This window comes from Micromonospora sp. NPDC000442 (assembly GCF_042898635.1).
GTDB lineage: Bacteria > Actinomycetota > Actinomycetes > Mycobacteriales > Micromonosporaceae > Micromonospora.
Window position 1 is genome coordinate 22862 of record NZ_JBIAYZ010000030.1, and the last position, 20897, is coordinate 43758.

Genomic DNA, 20897 nt, shown 5'->3' on the forward strand with positions numbered 1-20897 from the left:
AACGTGTGGTGCCCGACACAGTAGGAGGCTTCAACCTGCGCTGTCCAGACCTTAGAGCATTTTGACGTCAACTTTTGCCTGATCTAGCAAAAGTTTCAGCGTGAAGCGGGAGCTAGTAGGTGTAGATCCGTCCGGAAGGTCACTGAGAAGGCGATTCTCCACCCTTCGAGCGCAGCTTGCGGTCGTCGCGCAACTCAACGTAGGGCTCCCGATCGACCGGCCGGAGGCCACCGCTGATCGCCCGCGCCCGCGCCAACTCGGCATCGAGCTCCGCACCGAACAGGATCGCGATGTTGCTCAGCCAGAGCCAGACCAGGAAGATGATCACCCCGGCCAGTGCCCCGTAGGTCTTGTTGTACGAGCCGAAGTTGCTCACGTAGAAGGCGAACAGGCCGGAGACCAGCAGCCAGATCAGCACCGCCAGCACTCCACCCGGGCTCACCCAACGGAAGCCGCCCTGGCGCGCGTTCGGCGACGCCCAGTAGAGGATGGCGAACATCAGGCTGACCAGGACCAGCAGCACCGGCCACTTGGCGATGTCCCACACCGTCACGGCCGTGCTCCCCACCCCCAGCGCGGCACCGACCTCCTCGGCGAAACGGCCGGTGAAGACCACAATCACCGCGCTGGCCAGCAGCATCACGCCGATCACCGCGGTGACCCCGACCCGGATCGGCAGGGTCTTCCAGATCGGCCGCCCCTCCGGCACGTCGTAGATCGAGTTGGCGGCGCGCATGAAGGCGGCGACGTAGCCGGAGGCCGACCAGAAGGCGGCGAGCAGACCGATGATCGCGGCGATACCGGCCAACCCACCGTTCTGCTGGGCCTGCCCGATCGCGGCGTCGAGGATCTGGCGGATGTTCTGCTCGGGCACCGACTCGGCGACGGTGTCGCGTACCGTCCGGGTGGCCTCCGTGCCCATCAGGCCGAGCAGCGAGACCAGCACCAGCAGGCCCGGAAAGATGGAGAGCACGCCGTAGTAGGTGAGCGCCGCGGCCCAGTCGGTCAGTCTGTCGTCACCGAACTCACGCCCCGTGCGGCGCACCGCCGCCATCCACTCGCCACGCGACAACCGGCCCGGATGCGCAGGCGGGTCACTCGCCTCACGATCTACCTGGCTGCGGTCGGCACCCGACTCGCTCCGCCCCTCAGCGGCACGGTCGTCCCGCCGCTCCTCGGGAGCACGGTCGTCCCGCCGCTCGGGAGCACGGTCGGCACCCGCCTCGCCCCGCCGCCCGTCAGGGGCGGTGTCGGGCCCCGGGCCACGCCGGTCTGGACGGGAAGACTCCTCGGAGGCCATCGCCTCTCCCCTCGGCTCCGCTCGCGGTGATCGTTGAGGACACATGCCCAGCGACCGACGTGAAGTAACCCAGCCGCATCGGACGGTGCGCCGGCTCGGATCGCCTCGGCCGACCCCGAAGCAGCCCCGCCGGGGCGTGAAACAGTCGATGCAGGCCCGGTTCCCTGCGCGCGGGAAATGCGCCGACCCTGCTTCCCGTCGACGGGAACGGGGCGAATTCGACCCGGCGCCAATGGGTTCGCATCGCCCGTCGGGACCGGCCAACGGACCGGCGATGCGCGCCGGGCGCACCGCATCGATCTTCCGGGCGGCATCGACCACCCGGCCGCCACCAGGCGACCGAGGCGGCTCGAGGCGACACCGACCGTAGTTGTATGCACGGAGAGTAATCGTCTGAGTTGATTTTCTTGCCGACCCACACGGCCGCAAGATGTCCGCTAACTCGATAAAACGGACAGCTCTCGCCGCCCTCCTCGCCACCCGCCCCCACCCTCATCGGCACGTCCGGGCCAATCGTGAACGCTATTCTTAATTATTGCCGCGACACGTGACATGAAAGAATTTAAAGTCACTCAGCGAAGCGATGTTCGACTATGTCCCCCAACGCGGAGTCAATTCGCGTATCGTCCCCCCTCGTGTCGGCTATCCGATTCACCGAAGATTCCGGACCTGAGCGTCACGGCGGACACAGCCGAGTCGCGGAGGCGGAGGCGCCCGCCGTCAGGACCGATCCGGTCCGGATCGATCCGGCCGAACTCGCCGGGCGGTTCGAGGACGAGAAGCCGGGTCGGGTGCTGACCGGACCGGTCGCCCTCGCCCTGACCGCGGCCACGCTGGCCATCGGCCTGCTCGCACTCTGGCAGGTGTTCCGGCCGCTGGCCCAGGGCAGCAAGTACTACCTGATCTTCTTCCTGGCCGGCGTACTCCCGTTGGTCTTCCTCGCCTACCCGGCCGACCTGAGGCTGCCGCGCCGCCTGCGGGCGCTCGCAGGGCGGGAACCGTCGGCGGCGACATCCCACGCGACCGTACCGGGCCGGTCCGGGCCCAGCCGCGTCGACTGGCTGCTGGCCGCCGCGGCGCTGGCCGGCTGCCTGTACCCGGTGCTACCGATCGCCCTGGCCGGCGGCGGTGGCGGCTACGACGCCTTCCTCGACCGGCAGGGGCTGCTGGTCGGGATGGACGTGGCGATGGGCACCGTCCTGCTGCTCCTGCTGCTGGAGGGTTGCCGGCGCACCACCGGCTGGATCCTGCCCGCCGTCTGCCTGGTCTTCCTCGGCTACGGCTACTACGGCGGGCTGCTGCCGCAGACCTGGGCGGTAGCGCACGCCGGGCTGGACTTCGGGCAGCTGGTCGACGCCTTCTACAACTCCGACAGCGGCTTCTACGGCACCCCGCTGGACGTGGCCGCCACGTACATCGTGCTGTTCACCATCTACGGGGCGGTGCTCGACCTCTCCGGCGCCGGCCGGTTCTTCGTGAACCTCTCCGCCGCGGCCTTCCGGCGCTCCCGTACCGCGGCCGGTCGTACCGCAGTGGCCTCCGGCTTCCTGCTCGGCACCGTCTCCGGCTCCGGGGCGGCCACCACCGTCAGCATCGGGGCGGTCACCTGGCCGATCCTGCGTCGCGCCGGATACCCGGCGGAACGGGCCGGCGGGATGCTCGCCGCCGCCGGCGTGGGTGCCATCCTGTCCCCACCGACGCTCGGCGCGGCGGCATTCATCATCGCCGAGTACCTCGGCGTGTCCTACCTCCAGGTACTCGGCTGGGCGGTGGTGCCGACCATCCTCTACTACCTCGGCATCGTGCTCTCGGTGGAGATCGACGCGCGCCGCTCCGGGGTGCGGCCGGCAGCCCTTGCGGCCGGTTCCGCCTGGCGGCTGCTGGCCCGGTCCGGTTATCACTTCACCTCCCTGTTCGCCATCGTCGGGTTGCTCGCCGTCGGGCTGTCGGCGACCCGTGCCGTGGTGCTGGCCACCGTCCTCGCGATCGCCCTGTCCTTCCTGGACCGGACCCACCGGCTCACCCCGGCCCGGCTGGCCGCCGCGCTCTCCAACGGCGTACGCGGGGTCCTCGCGGTCACCGTCGTCTGCGCGGCGGCCGGCGTCATCACCGCCACCACCACCAAGACCGGTCTCGGTCCGCAGGCCGCCGCGCTCCTGGTCGGTGCCGCGAGCGCGGTCAGCTCCGAGCCGGCCGTGGTGCTCGCGCTGACCGCGCTGCTCGCCGCCGTCGCGCTCAGCCTGCTCGGCCTGGCGGTCCCGGTGACCGCGTCGTTCGTGATCGGCTGGGTGATCATCGGACCGGCCCTGCTCGACCTCGGTGTCAGCGCACCCGCCGCCGCCATGTTCGTCTTCTACTTCGCGGTGCTGTCCGAGGTGTCGCCACCGACCGCACTCGCCGCCGTCGCCGCCGCCGCGGTCACCGGCGGACGGCTGGTGCCGACCATGTGGCACACCCTGCGGTACGCGCTTCCGGCGTACCTGATTCCGCTGGCGTTCGTGATCACCCCGACCGGGCTCGGCCTGCTCGGCATCGGCGGTCCCCGGCGCATCCTCGTCGCGGCCGTCGTCACGGCCCTCGGTGTCGCGGTGCTGGCCGTCGCGGCCGGCGGCTGGCTGCCCGGCGTCGGTGCGGCGGGCGTGCCGGAACGCGTGATCGGCGGGGCCGCCGGCCTGACGCTGCTCTGGCTGCAACCCGCGCCCGTCGCGATCGGTGCCGTGCTGGCCGGCGTCATGACGGTGGGCGTGTTCGTACGACGCGGATCCGCCGGCCCCTCCGGCGGAGCGCGAGCCGGATCACCGGCATGACTCAGGAAGGAGACAGTGTGGGACGGATCAACGCGCGGCTCGTGGCCGGGGTGGGAGCCCTCACCCTCGTCGCCGCCGGCGCCGCCGGTTGCGGAGGCCGCCAGGGCGCCGCGGTCACGGACGACACCGGGAGCGCCGTCACCTGCGAGGTGGCCGAGAACACCCGGGTGGGCATCGCCACCGGTAACGCCACGGGCGTCTACTACGTGGTCGGCAACGCTCTGGCCGGGCAGCTCTCGGAGAGCACCGGCGGCCGGTTGACCGGCACCGCAGCCGAGACCGGAGCGTCGGTCCAGAACATCGAACAGCTCGTCGGTGGCCAGTACGACGTGGCTTTCTCGCTGTTCGACACGGCCGTCAACGCGGTGGAGGGCAAGGACAGCTTCAGCGCACCGCAGCCGGTCGAGGCGCTGGCCCGGATCTACGACAACTACACCCAGGTGGTCGTCCGGGCCGACTCGGGAATCAACACGGTGGCCGACATGCGCGGCAAGAAGATCTCGACGGGCTCCCCCAAGTCCGGCACCGAGGTCATCGCGAACCGGCTGTTGGAGGCCGCCGGTCTGAACCCGGCCACGGACGTCCAGGCCCAGCGGCTCGATCTCACCAAGACCGTGGAGGGCGTCAAGGACGGCACCGTCGACGGCTTCTTCTGGTCCGGCGGCCTGCCCACCGGCGGCCTCACCGACCTGTTCACCACCGCCGGCGACAAGGTGAAATTCATCGACGTCACGCCGTTGCTGCCCAAGATGAGCGAACTGAACCCCGCGTACCAGGGCGGCACGATCGGCAAGGACGTTTACTCCACAGTGGCGGACACCCCGACCATCGTGGTCCCGAACGTGCTGCTCGTCCGCAAGGACCTCGACGCCAACGTGGCCTGCGCCATCACTCGGACCGTCTTCGAGAAGAAGGACGCGCTGGCCCAGGCCAATCCCGCTGCCAAGGGCATCGCCCTGGACACCGCCCGCAGGACCGACCCGGTCGGTCTGCACCGGGGCGCGGCCAAGGCGTTGCAGGACCTCGGCGCGAGCTGACCGACGGCGGCCGGGCCGGACGCCTGACACCCCGGCCCGGCCGCCCCAGACCTCGGGAGACCCCCGTGCCGCTGTCCTCGCTGGCCCGCGTACGCCGGCACAACCGTCCGTCCGGCCACACCGGCCGACTGTGGTCGGTGCGTACCCAACTGCTCGCCCCGATCCTGATCGCCACCGCCGGCCTGCTCGTGCTGGGGGCGATCCAGACCGGTGACGCCCTGGCCGCTTCCACCGACGCCGAACGGGCCCGGGTGCTGGCCGGCACCGCCACCGCCACCGTCTCACTGGTACACGAGCTGGAACGGGAACTCGGCGAGACGGCGGCGCTCCGCCAGCGCGGCGGTACCTCCGGCCGCCAACTGGTCGACGCCCAGCGGCGCCGGGTCGACGAGACCAGCGAGCGCTACCAGACCGCCAGCGCCGACGCCCGCCGCACCGCGCCGGACCTCGGCCGCGACCTCGACGGCGTGACCGAGCACCTCGACCAGCTCGACGAGGCCCGGATCGCCGCGCTCACCACCGACAACGCCGACGGGATCTACGTGGCGCTGGCGGAGTCGCTGCTCGCCGTCGCCGACGCGCTTCCCGCCCAGCTACGCGACCCCGAGCTGGCCAACCGCGCCCGTGAGGTGGCCGCGGTCGCGGCCCAGGAACACCTGGCATCGCTGGAACGTGACCTGCTCCGGGCCATCTTCGTCCGAGGTGAGCTGGTCGAGGGCGAACTCGCCCGGCTGGGCCGGCTGCGCGGAGCGCAGGAGCAGCGGCAGGCCGAGTTCTCCCGGATCGCCGGGGAACGGGCCACCGACGCATACACCCGACTGATCGCCGGCGGCGACGTCTCCACCGCCCGACGGATGCGCGACAGCGCGTTGAACGCCGACGCCGAGCCGGCCGCGCTGGCCGCCGACGGCGACGCCTGGTACGTCGCCCAGAGCGGTGCCATCCGCCGGTTCAACCTGCTCGGCCGGGAACTCTCCGACGAACTGGACCGGCGCGCCGCCGAGCTGGCCACCGCCGCCCGACAACGGGCGCTGGTGACCGGCGGATCCACCGCCGGCCTGGCGCTGGTCTCACTGACCACCGCCGCGCTGCTGGCGGTACGCACCAGCCGCCGGCTGCGCCGGCTACGGGTGGCGGCGCTGACCATGGCACACCGGGAACTGCCCGAACGGATCACCGCCATCGCGGCCGGTGACAGTGGCCCGACCGAGGGCACCGCCTCGCAGCTCACCGCCGGAATCAGCCGTGGACGCGACGAGATCGCCCAGGTGGCCGAGGCGTTCGACACCGTCAACCGGGCCGCGCTGCGGCTCGCCGGCGCGCAGGCCGAGCTGCGGATGGACGTGACCCGGATGGTCGAGGCGCTGGCCCGCCGGATCCGTACGCTGATCACCCGACAGCTACGGCTGCTCGACGAGTTCGAACAGGACGAGACGGATCCCGACGCGCTGGCCCGACTTTTCGCCCTCGACCATCTCGCCGCCCGGATGCGGCGCAACGGGGAGAACCTGCTGGTCCTGGCCGGCGGCGAGCCCGGACGCTCGCAGGACGGCCCGCATCTGGTGGCCGACGTCGTACGCGGTGCCGCCTCCGAGATCGAGGAGTACGCCCGGGTCGAGATCGACGTGCCCACCGCCGGTGTGCAGGGTTCGGCGGTCGGCAACCTGGTGCACCTGCTGGCCGAGTTGCTGGAGAACGCCACCTCGTACTCTCCGCCGCACACGCCGGTGCATGTGGACGGTCGACGTACCGTCGACGGGCTGACCCTGCGCGTACACGACCAGGGCATCGGCATCGGCGAGAACCGGCTGGCCGAGATCAACGAAAGGCTGCGCGCCCCCGCCGCGTTGTCCAGCGCGGCGGCCGGCAGTATGGGCCTGCACGTGGTGGCCCACCTGGCCGCCCGGCACGGCATCCAGGTGCGGCTGCACAGTGCCGGTGCCGGGACGGTGGCCCAGGTGGACGTGCCGGAGTCGCTGCTGACCCGGATGGAGCAGCTCACCGGCCGCCCGAACACCGTCGGCCGACCGGCTCCCCCGGCCGTCGGCGCCTGGTTCCGGCACCGGGGCGCTCCGGCGGTGGTCGGCGCCGCAGCCGACTCCTACGACGTGCACCGGGCCCCGACGATGACGTTGCCGGTGGTGAACAACGGCGCGGCGGCCTGGTCACCCGAGCAGCCCGGTCAACCGCACTACCGGCCGCCCGCACAGCCCGTCGGCGTCACGCCGAACGGGCCGCCCGCGTCGGCCAACGGTGCGTCAACCTGGCGGCCCGGCGCCGCCCGTCCCGAGGAAGCCACCTCGGCCGGCCTGCCCCGGCGGGTACGCGGCGGCGGCCTTCAGTCCGAACTGCACGACGTGCCGCCGCCGCAGGCCACGCCGGACCTGCTCGACCCCGAGGTGGTACGGGCCCGGCTGTCCGCCCTCTCCGCCGGGGTGGCCCACGCGATGCGACGTAACCAGCAGACGAACGGGAGACCCTAGATGATGCCCAACGGCAGCCCCGGCCTCGACTGGCTCCTGGCGAACTTCGCCGAGAAGGTACCGGACGTGTCGCACGCCCTCGCCGTCTCCGGGGACGGGCTGCGGCTCGCGGCCTCGCCGCACCTCTCGACCGACCAGGCGGACCAGCTCGCCGCCGTGATCAGCGGCCTGGCCAGCCTGACCGTCGGCGCTGCCCGGTTGATGTCCGCCGGCCGGGTCCGACAGCAGATCGTGGACATGGACGGCGGCGTACTGCTGGTGATGGCGGTCGGCGACCGCGCCCTGCTCGGCGTGCTGGCCGCCGCCGGATGTGACCTGGGTCAGATCGGCTACGAGACGGCGACGCTGGTCCAGCGGGTCGCCGAGGCACTCGAACCGGCGGCCCGCACCTGGGCCGACCACCAACCCGGCGGAGTGCCCGCATGACCGGCCCGCAGGTGACGCCTGACCGCGCCGAAGGTGCGGACACGCCCCGACCCGCCGCGCACGCCGGCACGCCCCGACCCATCGCGCACGCCGACGCGACCGAGGGTCGGCGGCGCGACAAGGTCGGCGGAGGTAGAGGGCGGCGGTTGGTGGCGACGCTGTTGGCGGTCGCGCTGGTCACCGGCTGCGGTGCCGAGCGCACCCCGGAGGCTCGGCCGTGGCACGACGGGCGCATCTTCCTGGCCACCGGCAACACCACCGGGGTCTACTACCAACTCGGCGGCGGCTACGCCGACGTCATCAGCCGCCACCTACCCGGCTACGAGGCTCGGGCGGAACCGACCGGGGCCTCCGGTGAGAACATCACCCGGTTGGCCGACGGCGACATGGAGATCGCTTTCAGCCTCGCCGACACGGCGGCGGACGCCACCGCCGGCCGTGGCGCCTTCGACGGTCGCCCGCAACCGGTCCGGGCACTGGCCCGGGTCTACAGCAACTACACCCACGTGATCGTCCGGGCCGACGCGCAGATCGCCGACCTCGCGGGACTGCGTGGCAGACGGGTCTCCACCGGCTCACCGAAGTCCGGCACCGACGTCATCGCCGGTCGCCTGCTCACCGCCGCCGGACTCGACCCGGAGCGGGACGTACGCCGAGCCCGGCTGTCGCTGCCGGAGACGGTCGCCCGAATGCGCAGCGGCACGCTCGACGCGATGTTCTTCTCCGGCGGTCTGCCCACGCCGGGCATCGCCGACCTGCTCACCAACGCGCCGGACCGGTTCCGGCTGCTACCGGTCGCCGACCTGAGCGAGCCGTTGAGCGCCACGCACGGCTCGGTCTACACCACCGCCGAGCTGCCCCGCGACGCCTACGACACCCCGTCGGGCACCCCCACCGTGACGGTCGCCAACGTGATCCTGGTCAGCGCGGAGATGCCCGACGACCTGGCGTACGACCTGACCCGCCTGCTCTTCACCTACCAGGCCGACCTGGCCGTGGCGCACCCCGAGGCGCGCAACTTCGACCGTGAATCCGCCGCCACCACCGACCCCATCCCCCTGCACCCCGGCGCCGCCCGCTACTACCAGGGCGGCTGACCCCCGCATCGCTGGCAGTTGCGAGATCTTGGACAATTTCTGTTAGGTCCGAACGGGAACTTTCCAAGATCTCAGCGGTTTGTGGCGTCGGGGTGCCAGCCGGCGGCCAGGAGGCACGGCGAACGATGTCGGCGACCTGCTCCGGGTGTGCCCGAACCAGCCACGCGGGAAAGCGGAGAATCCGCTCCCCCGCCGTCCAGACGTCGTTCTGTCGTCGCATGTCCGCCGTCCACTGGCGTACGTCCATGTGGTGCGCGCCGTCGATCTCCGCGTGCACGCCCCACTCCCGCCAGTACGCGTCCAGCCAGCGCCGCCGGCCCGCCGCGTCGGTCCGCCGCTGTTGCAGGTCGGGCCGGGGCAGGCGGGCCCGACGGCAGAGCCGAACGAAGTCGATCTCACTCAACGCCTGAGCGCCACCGGCGATGTCGTCGATGGTCTGCCGGATCAACAGCCGCCGGGGAGCGCGAGGCAGCACGTCCAGCACGGCGGCCAGTTCCTCCGGCAATACCCGCCGCTGCTGGCAGCCGGCGGCGAGCGCCTCCTGCGCCAGGCGCGGCGAGGGTGCCCATCCGGCGGCGTCGACAAGTGCCCGCGCGGTGGTCGTCCGGGGCGGACGGCCGACCTGGAGATGCGCATCGGGCAGGACCGATGTCCGGTGCACCACCACGGCGGCCATGTCGATCGGCAACTGGCGTAGGGTGGTCCGCCCGGCCCGACGGGACGCCGGCACGAGTACGTGCAGGGGCTCGGATCGCAGGCCACGTACCCCCGCCTCGGTGGCTGCCGTGGTACCCGCGAGCACCGCACCCGATCCTGCGGCAAGCACCGCGACCCACAGCTGCTGGTCCCGGGTCAACCGGCCGTTGCCCGTCAGCAGCAAACCACGACTGATCGAGCGCCACCGTCGGGAACGCACCAGCCCGCGTACGGTGCCATCGGTGAGCACGGTGCGGGCCTGCGCGCTGGTGAGCACACCAGCCTGCTCGAAGGCCAACCACTCCAGCGCCCCAGCCGCCTCATCGGGAACCATCCACCGACAGTGGTCGCCCCATCGGCGGCACACCACCAGATCTTGGACAGAATCCGTTAGCACGTAACGGAAACTGTCCATGATTGGCCGGCTCAGCCACCGGGACGGTGGCGGAACGCCGGGACGGTGGCGGAACGCCGGGACGGTGGACGCGGTGGGACTACGGACGTACGGGAAGGTGGGCGACGAAGGCGCGCCTCACCTGGGCCCGACCCCGCTGAGGCGCGGCGCGCTGCCCTGCTGCGGCGCTGAACTGTGGCACTCCTGATGCTCGACACGCCGGCCGGAAGACACCTGGATTGCCACGAATCGCCGCGGCCCGCGACGCCCCGGGGGCCGGGCGCGAGCTACTTGTAGAGCAGGCGGCCCATCCGGCGGGAGGCGATGAGCAGGCCGGCTGCCAGCACCGCGAGCAGGTAGAGCACGTCGAGCGTCCAGCTCCAGCCACCGATGTCGACGGTCAGCGCACGGATCAGGTGCACCGCCCGGTAGAGCGGAGTCACCTCGACCAGCCACCGCAGCACCACCGGGTACACCTCGGCGGGCACGAAGGTGCCGGAGAACAGGAACAGGACGAACTGCACCGAGCCCATCAGGTCGAAATCCTGCCAGCTGCGCATGAACGTGGAGAACGCCATGCCGAGCGCGCCGAACGCGAAGCCGACCAACACCGCCGCCGGGAACGCGGCGAACGCGCGAGCGGGCGCGGTCAGGTCCATCACCACCATCACCACGAGGAACGCGGCCGAGTACGCGCTGCCCCGCAGCATCGCCCAGGCCAACTCGCCGAGGGCGATCTCGAACGGCTGCACCGGGGTGGCGATCACCCCGTCGTACAGCTTCATGTACTTCATCTTCCCGAAGAAGTTGAAGGTGGTCTCCGCCAGCGCGCCGGTCATCGCCGACGAGGCGAGCATGGCCGGGGCGACGAAGGCGGCGTACGTGACGACCGTGCCGCCGGGCAGCGTCAGGTCGCCGATCAGCGCACCCACCCCGACGCCGATGGACAGCAGGTAGAGCAGCGGCTCGACGAAGCCGGAGACCAGTAGTAGCCAGTAGACGGACTTCAGGGCCGCGACGTTCCGTTCGGTGACCGACGCGGATCGCCGCGACGCGGCCGAGACGTCGACCAGCCGGGGCAGCACCAGACTGACCATGACCCCCTCCTAGACGACGAGCCGGCGGGCGAAGACGCGGCGGGCGAGCAACCATCCTCCGGCCGCCCAGGCGGCCAGGTAGCAGAGGTGACCGGCGACCGACCACTGCGGGGCGACGCCGAGCACCGCCGCCCGGCACAGGTCCACGGCGTGCCAGAGCGGCGTGACGTACGCGAGCCAGCGCAGCACCAGCGGCAACGACTCGACCGGGAAGAACACCCCGGCGAACAGGGTCATCGGGATCACCGCGAAGCGGAACAGCATGGCGAGCCAACTGTCCGAGTCGACAGATGCCGCGTACGCGAAGGTGGGTGCGGCGACAGCCAGCGCGAGCAGCGCGGCCACCGGCACCGTCAGCACCGCCCACGGCGAGCGCAGCGCCCCCAGCACGCCGGTCACCAGGAGGAACGCGATGACCGAGGCCAGCACCCGGAACAGCACGAACGCCAGGTGGCCGGCGAGGATGTCGGCCACCCGCAGCGGAGACGAGCGCTGGCCGAGGTAGATCTTGCTCCACTGGAGGTTGCCGAACACCGTCCACGTCGACTCGCCGATCGCCACCTGCAACGCGGTCGAGGCGAGCAGCCCGCCGACGACCCATTCCAGGTAGGAGACGCCACCGACGCCCTGATCGATGTACGCCCCGACGCCCACCCCGAACCCGAGCACGGTCAGCGTGGGCAGCAGGAAGGACGAGAAGGCGCCGGCCCGCCAGGTGCGCCGGTAACCCACCAGGCGGTATTCGAGCACCGCGAGTGCCGGCACCCGCGGCAGGGCGGGGCGGTCCCGGGTCAGTTGTGCGGTCAAGGCAGACCTTTCCAGTCCTGGCTCAGTCGACGAGGGTGCGGCCGGTGAGGTGCAGGAAGACGTCCTCCAGGCTGCTGCGCCGGACCAGCACGTTTGTCGGGTGCAGACCGAGCGCGGCGACCTCGGCCACCGCCGCGTCACCGTCGGGCACGTAGACCAGGACCCGGTCGGGCAGTACCTCGACGCGCTCCCCCAGCGCCTCCAGCTTGCCGGCGAACGCCTCCTGCGACTCGACGGTGAACCGCAGCTCGACCACTTCGCGGGTGGCGTACCGCTCGATGAGCGCGCGTGGTGACCCCTCGGCGACGATCCGGCCGCCGTCCATCACCACCAGCCGGTCACAGAGCTGCTCGGCCTCGTCCATGTAGTGCGTGGTGAGCACCAGCGTGACGCCCTGCTGCTTGAGCCGGAACAACCGTTCCCAGACCAGGTGCCGGGCCTGCGGGTCGAGACCGGTGGTCGGCTCGTCGAGGAGCACGATGTCCGGCTCGTTGACAAGTGCACGGGCAATGGTGAGCCGGCGCTTCATGCCACCGGAGAGCGGCTCGACCTTGCTGTCCGCCCGGTCGCCGAGCTGCACGAAGTCGAGCAACTCGGCGGCCCGGGCCCGGGCCACCCGGCGTGGGATGCCGAAGTAGCGTGCGTACGTCGTCAGGTTTTCCCGGACGGTCAGCTCGGGGTCGAGGTTGTCGAGCTGTGGACAGACGCCGAGCCGAGCCCGGATGGCTGGCCCGTCCCGCACCGGATCCATGCCCAGGATGCGCAGCTCTCCGCCGCTGGGCGGTGAGGTGCAGCCGACCATCCGCATGGTGGACGACTTGCCGGCGCCGTTGGGGCCCAGGAAGCCGAACGCCTCACCGGCGCAGACCTCCACGTCGATGCCGTCGACGGCGATGAAGTCGCCGAACCGCTTCACCAGCCCCCGAGCCTGGATGAGTGGTTGTGCCGTGGTCACACTGACGGACCCTAGACACCGGGTCCGACACTTCCCACCGGATTACCGAGTCAGAGGTCCGCGGGGGTGGTGGCGGTGCGGGCGGACGCGACCAGGCGATCGGTCTCGGCGAGGACGTCGGGGTCGTCGGTGGGGGTGCCGGGGTCGTAGTGGACCATCCAGGTCAGACCGTCGCTGCCGGGCACCCGGCGGCCGACGACGCGGCCGGATCCGCCGGGCAGGGCGTGGTGCTGGGTGTACGCGACGGAGCGGGTGACCCGGGTGCGTACCTGATGCGGCAGGTCACCCGGATCGAGCAGCAGGTACCGCTCGGCCGGCAGCTCGGCGACCACCAGGTAGCCGTCCCGCTCGGCGACCCGCTCGCCCGGGGTCACGGTCAGCTCCCGGCCCGACCAGACGGCCTTGACCACGTCGTGCCAGCCGATCCGGTGGCCCCGGCCGGGCAGCCAGAGCCCCAGGTTGGTGGCGACCACCACCCCGTCGCCCTCCCCGTTGCCGGCAGCGGCCCAGGCCAGCACCCGTTCGTCGCGCTCCAGCGGTGGCCGGTCGGCCGGTGGCAGCTTCGGCCGGCGGCGGAACAGTGACATTCCTACAACCCTCCCGCCGCCTGCTCGCGCAGGGCACGGGCGTGCTGCTCCAGCGAGAGCAGCTCACCGAAGGCGGCGAAGTACTCGTCCTTGTTGTTTACCGGATTGATCCGCTGGATCCGGGACTTCAGCTCCCGGATCCGTGCGGTGACCGACCCCCACTGCAACCGGGCCATGGTGATCGAGACGTAGCGCGGATCCGGTTCACCATCGATCCGCAATGGTTCCACGGCCAGCTCACCGACCAGGGCCTGGGCGGCGAGATCCTCGCAGGCGTCGCGTACCGCTTCGATCCACACCGCGCCGCCGGCCGCCGACGCGACCCCGCCGGCTGCGGCGACCGCCGCCCGGACGGCCACGTGCACCGGGTGCCGGTAGTCGGTCGCCTCGACCGCGTCGAACATCGGACCGGCCAGCACCGGCTCCTGGAGAGCCAGTTTCAGCGCCTCCCGCTCGACCATCGACTGCGGGCTGTCCACGCTCGGCTCGGCCCGGGCGGCCCGGGCCGAGCCGTTCTCCGGTCGTCCCGAGGCGGCGGTCAGCACCGCCCGCTGCACCGGTTCGATCTCCATGCCGAGGTCGCCGGCGAGCTTGCGAACGTACTCCGGACGCTTCTCCCGGTCCTTGAGCTTCGCCACCAGGGGCGCGGCACGCCGCATCGCCTCGACCCGGCCGTCAACGGTGTCCAGGTCGTACCGGCTGATCACGTGGCGCAGCGCGAAGTCGACAAGCGGCTCGCGGCGGGCGACCAGGTCCCGCACGGCCAGGTCGCCCTTTGCCAACCGCAGCTCGCACGGGTCCATGTTGTCGGGGCTGACCGCGATGAAGGTACGCCCGACGAAGCGCTGGTCGTCGTCGAAGGCGCGCAGCGCGGCCTTCTGCCCGGCCGCGTCCCCGTCGAAGGTGAAGATGATCTCGCCAGCGACGGCGTCGGTGTCCAGCAGCAGCCGGCGCAGCACGCCGATGTGGTCGGCGCCGAAGGCGGTGCCGCAGGTCGCCACGGCGGTCGGCACACCGGCCAGGTGGCAGGCCATCACGTCGGTGTAGCCCTCGACCACCACCACCCGGCCCTGCTTGGCGATCTCCCGTTTGGCCTGGTCGATGCCGTAGAGCACGTGGGACTTCTTGTAGATCGGCGTCTCGGGGGTGTTCAGGTACTTCGGGCCGTCGTCGTCGGCGAAGAGCTTGCGCGCACCGAAGCCGATCACGTCGCCGGTCAGGTCCCGGATCGGCCAGAGCAGCCGGCGGCGGAACCGGTCGATCAGGCTGCCCGAGCGGGCCGGGCGGGACAGCCCGGCGGTGACCAGTTCGTCGTGGCTGAAGCCACGCTGACGCAGGTGCTTGGTGAGCAGGTCCCAGCCGTCGGGGGCGAAGCCACAGCCGTACCGCTGCGCGGCGGCCCGGTCGAAGCCCCGCTCGGCCAGGAACTCCCGGGCGGGACGCGCGCCGGCCGTGGCCAACTGCGCGGTGTAGAACTCGACGGCGGCGGCGTGCGCGGCCACCAGCCGCTGCTTCTGCCCCTGCTGCGGGCGGTTCGGTCGAGGCGCGGACCGGTCGTCCTCCACGTACCGCAGTTGCAGACCGGCACGGGCGGCGAGCCGCTCCACCGCCTCGACAAAGCTGAGGTGCTCGGCGTCCATCAGGAACTTGATGGCGTCGCCGCCGGCACCGCAGCCGAAGCAGTACCAGACGTTGCGGGCGGGCGAGACGTTGAACGACGGGCTCTTCTCGTCGTGGAAGGGGCAGAGCCCCTTGAGGTTGCCGCCGCCGGCCGACTTGAGCGTCACCGTGTCGGAGATGATCTCGGCGATGGACGTCCGCTCGCGGACCAGCGCGATGTCCTCGTCCCGGATCCGCCCCGCCATTGCGCCACCTCCTCGACCTACATCCTGCCCTGCCCGCTCGGGGAGTGAGGAAGGGCCCCTTGTTGACGTCTCCGGTAGCGGAAGGGCCCTGCCCAACGGCGCGGGCGGCCGCCGACGCGGGGCACCGACGCCGACGCCGCGCCGTTCCGGCACAGCGGCGGGACGGCGCGGCGTGGGCGGTCAGAACGGTCAGCGGGGGCGTCGCCGCAGGTAGCGGCGTACCGGCGGCGGATCCTCCTCCTCGTACGATCGGGCGGCGCGCACCGCTTCGGCCAGGCCGTGCGGGCGGTTACGCGTCGGCGCGGCCAGCAGTGGATCGCCGGCCATGTCCTTGACCAGGGCCACGGCCAGCCCGAGCATCACCACCACGAACGGCAACGCCACCATGATGGTGGCCTGTTGCAGCGCATCCAGCCCACCGACGAGCAGCAGCACGGCGGCGACCGCGCCGATCAGGATTCCCCAGCTGACCACGACCAGCCGGTGCGGACGCAGCGCGCCCCGGGAGGTCAGCGAGCCGAGCACCAGCGAGGCGGAGTCGGCGCTGGTGACGAAGTACAGCGCGATGAGCACCATGGCCAGCACGCCGGTCAGCGCCGCCAACGGCAGCGCGTCGAGCAGACCGAACAGCGCCTGCTCACTGCTGGCGGAGGCGTCCACCACGAGGTCGCGTACCCCGGTGGCCTGCACGCGCAGCGCGCTGCCGCCCATGATCGCGAACCAGACGGCGCTGGCGCCACTGGGCACCAGGAGCACGCCGATCAGGAACTGCCGCACGCTTCGCCCACGGGAGATGCGGGCGATGAAGGTGCCGACGAACGGTGCCCAGGAGATCCACCACGCCCAGTAGAAGATCGTCCAGCCGCCCAGCCAGGCCGGGTCGGAGAACGCCCCGGTCCGGGTGGACATGAAGACGAGGTTGCTGAGGTAGTCGCCGATCGAGGCGGGCAGCACCTCAAGGGTGTAGATGGTCGGCCCGACCACGAACACGAACAGCATCAGTGCGACGGCCAGCACCACGTTGGTGGTGGAGAGCCACTTGATGCCCCGGTGCAGACCGGTGAAGGCGGAGATGACGAAGGCCAGCGTCAGCGCCCCGATCACCACCAGTTCCACCGCGGTGCTGTCCGGCACCCCGGCGACCAGGTCCAGGCCGGCGGCGACCTGAAGGGCGCCGAGCCCGAGGCTGGTGGCGGAGCCGAAGACGGTGGCGAAGACGGCCAGCAGGTCGATGACCTGACCGACGGGGCCGTCGGCGCGGTCGCCGATGAGTGGCCGGAACGCCGCCGAGATCCGGTTCTGCCGGCCCCGACGAAACGTCGAGTACGCCAGGGCCAGCGCCACCACCGCGTAGATCGCCCACGGGTGCAGGGTCCAGTGGAAGAGGGTGAACTGCATGGCCGCCGATGCCGCCTGCCCGGTCTGCGGCTCGACGCCGGCCGCCGGTGGCGGTGCCGCGTAGTGCTGGATGGGCTCGGCCACGGCGAAGAAAACCAGGCCGATGCCCATGCCGGCGCTGAACATCATGGCGATCCAGGCCAGCGTGCTGAACTCCGGCTCGTCGTCGTCCTTGCCGAGCCGGATCCGGCCGAACCGGGACAGCGCCAGCACCACCGCCAGCACCAGGAAGGCGTTGGCCGCCACCACGAAGAACCAGCCGAACGTGCCGATCACCCAGGCCAGACCCGATTCGCCGACGCTCGCCAGCGAATCACGGGCCAGCACCCCCCAGAGCACCACGGCGAGCACTCCGCCGACGCCCAGGCCGAGCACGATCGGGTCGATCGTGCCACCCTTACCGCCGTGTTCGGCGGCCTTCTCGTCTACCTGCTCGCTCATGGTCACCCCTGACCATCCTCCCGCTCCCCCGCCGTCGTGCTCCGAAATTCCGGCTAATCGCACCCTGAGAGTCGACTTCAGCCGTTCAGGGGCGAGTTGGGGTGCCACCTTGCCGGTTATCGGCCCGATGGTCAACCGAGCGGCGCGGGAACTCGCCCCTGCTCGTCGGCCTCGACCTGGCGGTTCCAGTCGGGCTTGGTGGCCCGCCAGCCCTCGTCGTCCAGGCCCTTTCGCCAGTAGCCGGAAATGGACAGCCACTCGCGGGGAACCGACCGCTCCACCCGCAGCAACCGGCGCAACTGGCGGACGAAGGCCGCCTCACCGTGCACGAAGGCGTGCACCGTGCCGGGCGGGAAATCCAACTCACGCACCGCGGCCACCAACGCCTCACCCACCGGGCGTACGCCTCGGTGCAGCCAGGTCAGCCGTACCGCGCCGGGGCTGGGCAACGGCTGTTCGTCGGCCGGGCCGTCGACCTCGACGAAGACGTGCGCGGGCGCGCCGACGGGCAGCCGGGCCAGGGAAGCGGCGATCGCCGGCAGGGCGCTCTCGTCGCCGACCAGCAGGTGCCAGTCGGCCGCCGGGCTCGGCGCGTACGCCCCACCCGGGCCGACGAACAGCACCTCGTCGCCGGGGCGCAGCGCCGCCGCCCACGGGCCGGCCAGCCCTTCGTCACCGTGGTGCACCACGTCGACGGTCAGCTCCCCGGCCACCGCGTCCCAGGCGCGGACCGTGTACGCGCGCAGCCGGGGCCACTGCTCGCGAGGCAGGTCGCGGCGAATGGCGGCGAGATCGATCGGGCGCGGGTGGTCGACTCCGGCGACCGGAAAGACGATCTTGATGTAGTGGTCGGTGAACTCGCCGACCGGCAGGCCGGCCAGTTCCTCCCCGCCGAGGACCAGCCGGACCACGTGTGGGGTGGGCCGCTCGGTACGCAGTACGCGGGCGGAGGTGACCTTCTTCGGGCGATCCGTCATTCGGTTAGGCTAACCTCACTCACGGCGTGCCGTTCAACCCCCAACCCCGGTGTCAGCTTCTGATCAGGCGATCGTGCCAGGCCAGGGCGGCGGGATCGGTAAGCGAAGCCACCTGGTCGATCACCACCCGCAGTCGGGCATCGTCGTCGGCTGCGTCCCGCCACAGCGGTGCGAAGACCGGATCCAGCGCTTCCGGTGCCCGCGCGGCCAGCGTTCCCACGAGCCCCGCGACGATCTCCCGCTGCCGCTGGTAGCGGCCCTGCGCGCCGGGCCGACGCATCACGTAGCGCAGGGCGATCCCCTTGAGCAGCGCGCACCGGGCACGCAACGGCCGGGGTACGACCAGCTCGGCCGCGTACCGTCGGTGCGCTCCCGGGCCGAACCGTTCGGTGGTGGCGGCGACGGCGGTCGCCACGAACCGGCCGGTCAGCACGCTGGTGGTGGCCTTGAGTGCGGCCTGGGCCCGATGGCTGCCGTCGTAGCCGGCCAGCGGGGCGAGCACCGGGTCGGCGAGCAGGCCGGCCAGCGTCTCGGCAAGGTAGTCGGGCGACTCGGTCGAGTAGACGGCGGCGACGTCGGCGCAGAGCGCCGCCCGCTCGTCGGAATCGATGAGCAGCGGCTCCAGCGTGAGATATCCGCCGTGGATGCCGTCCTCGACGTCGTGCACCGAGTACGCCACGTCGTCGGCCCAGTCCATCACCTGTGCCTCCAGGCACTGCCGCTCGCCGGCCGGGGAGCCCTGCCGCAGCCAGGCGAAGGCGGGCAGGTCGTCGGCGTACACCCCGAACTTGCGCCGGCCAGGCTGGCGGGTCCACGGGTATTTGCCGACCGCGTCCAGCGAGGCACGGGTCAGGTTCAGCCCGGCGGACGTCCCGTCCGGGCCGTACACCTTGGCCTCCAGCCGGGTCAGTACCCGCAGCGTCTGGGCGTTGCCCTCGAACCCACCGCAGTCGGCGGCCAGTTCGTCGAGCGCGGCCTCGCCGTTGTGACCGAACGGCGGGTGCCCGAGGTCGTGCGCCAGCCCGGCGGTGTCCACCACGTCCGGGTCACAGCCCAGCCGGGCGCCCATCTCCCGGGCGATCTGGGCCACCTCCAGCGAGTGGGTCAGCCGGGTACGCAGGAAGTCGTCGGTGCCGGCCGTGTGCACCTGGGTCTTCGCGGCCAGCCGGCGGAACGCCGCCGAGTGCAGCACCCGGGCCCGGTCCCGCTCGTACGGGGACCGGCCGTGCTCCGGGTCCTTGACCGGCTCCGCGACCCGACGCGCCGCGTCCGGCCCACCGGACGCAGCACTCAATCCCCACGCTGCCGCAGCACGCAGAACTCGTTGCCCTCCGGGTCGGCCAGCACCGTCCAGTCGTCGCCGTCCTGGCCGATGTCGACGTGCCGGGCACCCATGTCGACAAGCCGTTCCACCTCGGCTTCCCGGTCGATCGGGCGCAGGTCGAGGTGCAGCCGGTTCTTGCCCTCCTTGACGCCGGTCACCGGCACGAAGACGATGCCGGGCAGCCGGTCCGCGCTCTGCCGGATCTCCACCTCGTCCGGCCGCTCCTCGACCACCTGGTACCCGAGCGCCTCGGCCCACCAGCGGGCCAGCCGACCCGGGTCACGGGCGTCGACGGTCAGGCTCTCCCACACGGCGGTCATGCGGGCACCGCCACCGCGACACCGACAGCCTCTGACAACTCGGTACGCGATCCCATCCGGCCACCCCTTCGCGAAACGACGGTCCACGGGCGAAGTCAGGTTACGCCCGGGGGCCCGGTTCGGCTCGCCGGCGACGTGCCCACGGCGGGTCCACATCCTCCGATCAGACGAGAGTTGTCGCCCGATTGCCGACGGTAACGGGATCGCACTCATCGACATCCACGGGTAGCGTCGCCATCGCGGAACGTCACCTGTTGCGGCGAGACACGACCGGTGGGAGAGACACGCTCGTGAACGCGGAAACGATGATGGGTACCGAGCTCCGAGGGCTGCGCCGACGCCGTCCAGAGGTCGCCGGCACGGTCCTCGCCGGCACGGACGGCCTGCTCATCTCCAGCGATCTGCCTACGACCGACGCCACCCACCTGGCGGCGCTGGCCGCGGCCAGCTTCGGCCTCGGGCATCGGATGGCGGCCACCGTGCGGCAGGGCGAGTTCCACGAGTCCGTGGTGCACACGGCCGCCGGTTGCGTGGTCACCTACCCGGCCGGTCGGGACGCCCTGCTGACCCTGGTCGCCGCACCGGGAGCGGATCTGGCGGCACTCCGCGAGGAGGCCCGTGGGGTGGTCCGCCGCGCCGGCCCCGCCCTCGCCGCCTGCCGCCGCCCGACGCTGCTGCCCCACCAACCGGATCCGCACGCCCCGCTGGCGGTGCGCACACCCATGGCCACGATGCCGAACCAGCGCCCCCACCGCGACCCGTCGATCACCTGGCGCCGCCCCCCGATCTGATCGCAGGACACCGGGCATCGCGAGGACACCGAGCATCGCGCGACAACATCGGGGATGGTGTTGCCTCGCCGGTGGCTCGACAGAGCGCCATCCCC

Annotated in this window: 16 protein-coding genes; 6 read left to right on the forward strand and 10 right to left on the reverse strand. The window is 71.7% G+C overall.

Going from position 1 to position 20897, the window contains the following annotated elements:
- Window positions 1-139: 139 nt before the first annotated feature.
- On the reverse strand, window positions 140-1300 hold the full coding sequence (locus ACFY2A_RS28595) for a YhjD/YihY/BrkB family envelope integrity protein (RefSeq protein ID WP_387176173.1): 1161 nt from the start codon (window positions 1298-1300) through the stop codon (window positions 140-142).
- A 635-nt stretch (window positions 1301-1935) separates the two neighbouring features.
- On the opposite strand from ACFY2A_RS28595, the gene ACFY2A_RS28600 reads away from it, so the two are divergent.
- From ACFY2A_RS28600 to ACFY2A_RS28620, 5 genes are all read left to right on the forward strand, one after another.
- Window positions 1936-4107 (forward strand): TRAP transporter permease, encoded by a 2172-nt coding sequence (locus ACFY2A_RS28600; RefSeq protein WP_387176175.1) that lies wholly within the window; start codon window positions 1936-1938, stop codon window positions 4105-4107.
- A 17-nt stretch (window positions 4108-4124) separates the two neighbouring features.
- On the forward strand, window positions 4125-5144 hold the full coding sequence (locus ACFY2A_RS28605) for a TAXI family TRAP transporter solute-binding subunit (RefSeq protein WP_387176177.1): 1020 nt from the start codon (window positions 4125-4127) through the stop codon (window positions 5142-5144).
- A 65-nt stretch (window positions 5145-5209) separates the two neighbouring features.
- Complete coding sequence (locus tag ACFY2A_RS28610) at window positions 5210-7627, forward strand: nitrate- and nitrite sensing domain-containing protein (protein WP_387176179.1); 2418 nt, start codon at window positions 5210-5212, stop codon at window positions 7625-7627.
- A complete protein-coding gene (locus tag ACFY2A_RS28615) occupies window positions 7628-8053 on the forward strand; it encodes a roadblock/LC7 domain-containing protein (RefSeq protein ID WP_387176181.1) in 426 nt (141 codons plus the stop codon).
- Window positions 8050-9150 (forward strand): TAXI family TRAP transporter solute-binding subunit, encoded by a 1101-nt coding sequence (locus tag ACFY2A_RS28620; protein WP_387176183.1) that lies wholly within the window; start codon window positions 8050-8052, stop codon window positions 9148-9150. The genes ACFY2A_RS28615 and ACFY2A_RS28620 overlap by 4 nt, the downstream gene beginning before the upstream one ends.
- Before the next feature lie 1377 nt (window positions 9151-10527).
- Here ACFY2A_RS28620 and ACFY2A_RS28625 read toward each other — a convergent pair.
- From ACFY2A_RS28625 to ACFY2A_RS28665, 9 genes are all read right to left on the reverse strand, one after another.
- Window positions 10528-11337: an ABC transporter permease gene (locus ACFY2A_RS28625; RefSeq protein WP_387176185.1), complete on the reverse strand. Its 810-nt coding sequence runs from the start codon at window positions 11335-11337 to the stop codon at window positions 10528-10530.
- 9 nt (window positions 11338-11346) lie between these two features.
- The gene (locus tag ACFY2A_RS28630) at window positions 11347-12144 is read right to left on the reverse strand and encodes an ABC transporter permease (RefSeq protein ID WP_387176187.1); all 798 of its coding nucleotides are present in this window, start codon (window positions 12142-12144) and stop codon (window positions 11347-11349) included.
- 22 nt (window positions 12145-12166) lie between these two features.
- Window positions 12167-13099: an ABC transporter ATP-binding protein gene (locus tag ACFY2A_RS28635; RefSeq protein ID WP_387176189.1), complete on the reverse strand. Its 933-nt coding sequence runs from the start codon at window positions 13097-13099 to the stop codon at window positions 12167-12169.
- A gap of 50 nt (window positions 13100-13149) precedes the next feature.
- Window positions 13150-13686 carry a hypothetical protein gene (locus tag ACFY2A_RS28640; protein ID WP_387176191.1) on the reverse strand — a complete coding sequence of 179 codons (537 nt, stop codon included), beginning with the start codon at window positions 13684-13686 and terminating at the stop codon, window positions 13150-13152.
- A 2-nt stretch (window positions 13687-13688) separates the two neighbouring features.
- A complete protein-coding gene (gene dnaG / locus ACFY2A_RS28645) occupies window positions 13689-15551 on the reverse strand; it encodes a DNA primase (RefSeq protein ID WP_387176193.1) in 1863 nt (620 codons plus the stop codon).
- A 189-nt stretch (window positions 15552-15740) separates the two neighbouring features.
- Window positions 15741-17324, reverse strand: coding sequence for a BCCT family transporter (locus ACFY2A_RS28650; protein ID WP_387176213.1), 1584 nt, complete (start codon window positions 17322-17324; stop codon window positions 15741-15743).
- Between the two features lie 197 nt (window positions 17325-17521).
- Window positions 17522-18367: a siderophore-interacting protein gene (locus tag ACFY2A_RS28655; protein ID WP_363923019.1), complete on the reverse strand. Its 846-nt coding sequence runs from the start codon at window positions 18365-18367 to the stop codon at window positions 17522-17524.
- A gap of 52 nt (window positions 18368-18419) precedes the next feature.
- On the reverse strand, window positions 18420-19661 hold the full coding sequence (locus ACFY2A_RS28660) for a deoxyguanosinetriphosphate triphosphohydrolase (protein ID WP_387176196.1): 1242 nt from the start codon (window positions 19659-19661) through the stop codon (window positions 18420-18422).
- Entirely contained in the window at window positions 19658-20011 is a 354-nt protein-coding gene (locus ACFY2A_RS28665) for a VOC family protein (RefSeq protein ID WP_387176198.1), read from the reverse strand. The genes ACFY2A_RS28660 and ACFY2A_RS28665 overlap by 4 nt, the downstream gene beginning before the upstream one ends.
- Window positions 20012-20319: 308 nt before the next feature.
- Here ACFY2A_RS28665 and ACFY2A_RS28670 point away from each other — a divergent pair, with 308 nt between their 5' ends.
- A complete protein-coding gene (locus tag ACFY2A_RS28670) occupies window positions 20320-20802 on the forward strand; it encodes a roadblock/LC7 domain-containing protein (protein WP_387176200.1) in 483 nt (160 codons plus the stop codon).
- The last annotated feature ends 95 nt before the right edge of the window (window positions 20803-20897 follow it).

Coding starts and splice junctions, on each gene's coding strand:
- ACFY2A_RS28620 (WP_387176183.1), top strand. CDS start 8,050: ATGACCGGCCCGCAGGTGACGCCTGACCGCGCCGAAGGTGCGGACACG.
- ACFY2A_RS28595 (WP_387176173.1), bottom strand. CDS start 1,300: ATGGCCTCCGAGGAGTCTTCCCGTCCAGACCGGCGTGGCCCGGGGCCC.
- ACFY2A_RS28640 (WP_387176191.1), bottom strand. CDS start 13,686: ATGTCACTGTTCCGCCGCCGGCCGAAGCTGCCACCGGCCGACCGGCCA.
- ACFY2A_RS28670 (WP_387176200.1), top strand. CDS start 20,320: ATGGGTACCGAGCTCCGAGGGCTGCGCCGACGCCGTCCAGAGGTCGCC.
- dnaG (WP_387176193.1), bottom strand. CDS start 15,551: ATGGCGGGGCGGATCCGGGACGAGGACATCGCGCTGGTCCGCGAGCGG.
- ACFY2A_RS28615 (WP_387176181.1), top strand. CDS start 7,628: ATGATGCCCAACGGCAGCCCCGGCCTCGACTGGCTCCTGGCGAACTTC.
- ACFY2A_RS28665 (WP_387176198.1), bottom strand. CDS start 20,011: ATGACCGCCGTGTGGGAGAGCCTGACCGTCGACGCCCGTGACCCGGGT.
- ACFY2A_RS28655 (WP_363923019.1), bottom strand. CDS start 18,367: ATGACGGATCGCCCGAAGAAGGTCACCTCCGCCCGCGTACTGCGTACC.
- ACFY2A_RS28625 (WP_387176185.1), bottom strand. CDS start 11,337: ATGGTCAGTCTGGTGCTGCCCCGGCTGGTCGACGTCTCGGCCGCGTCG.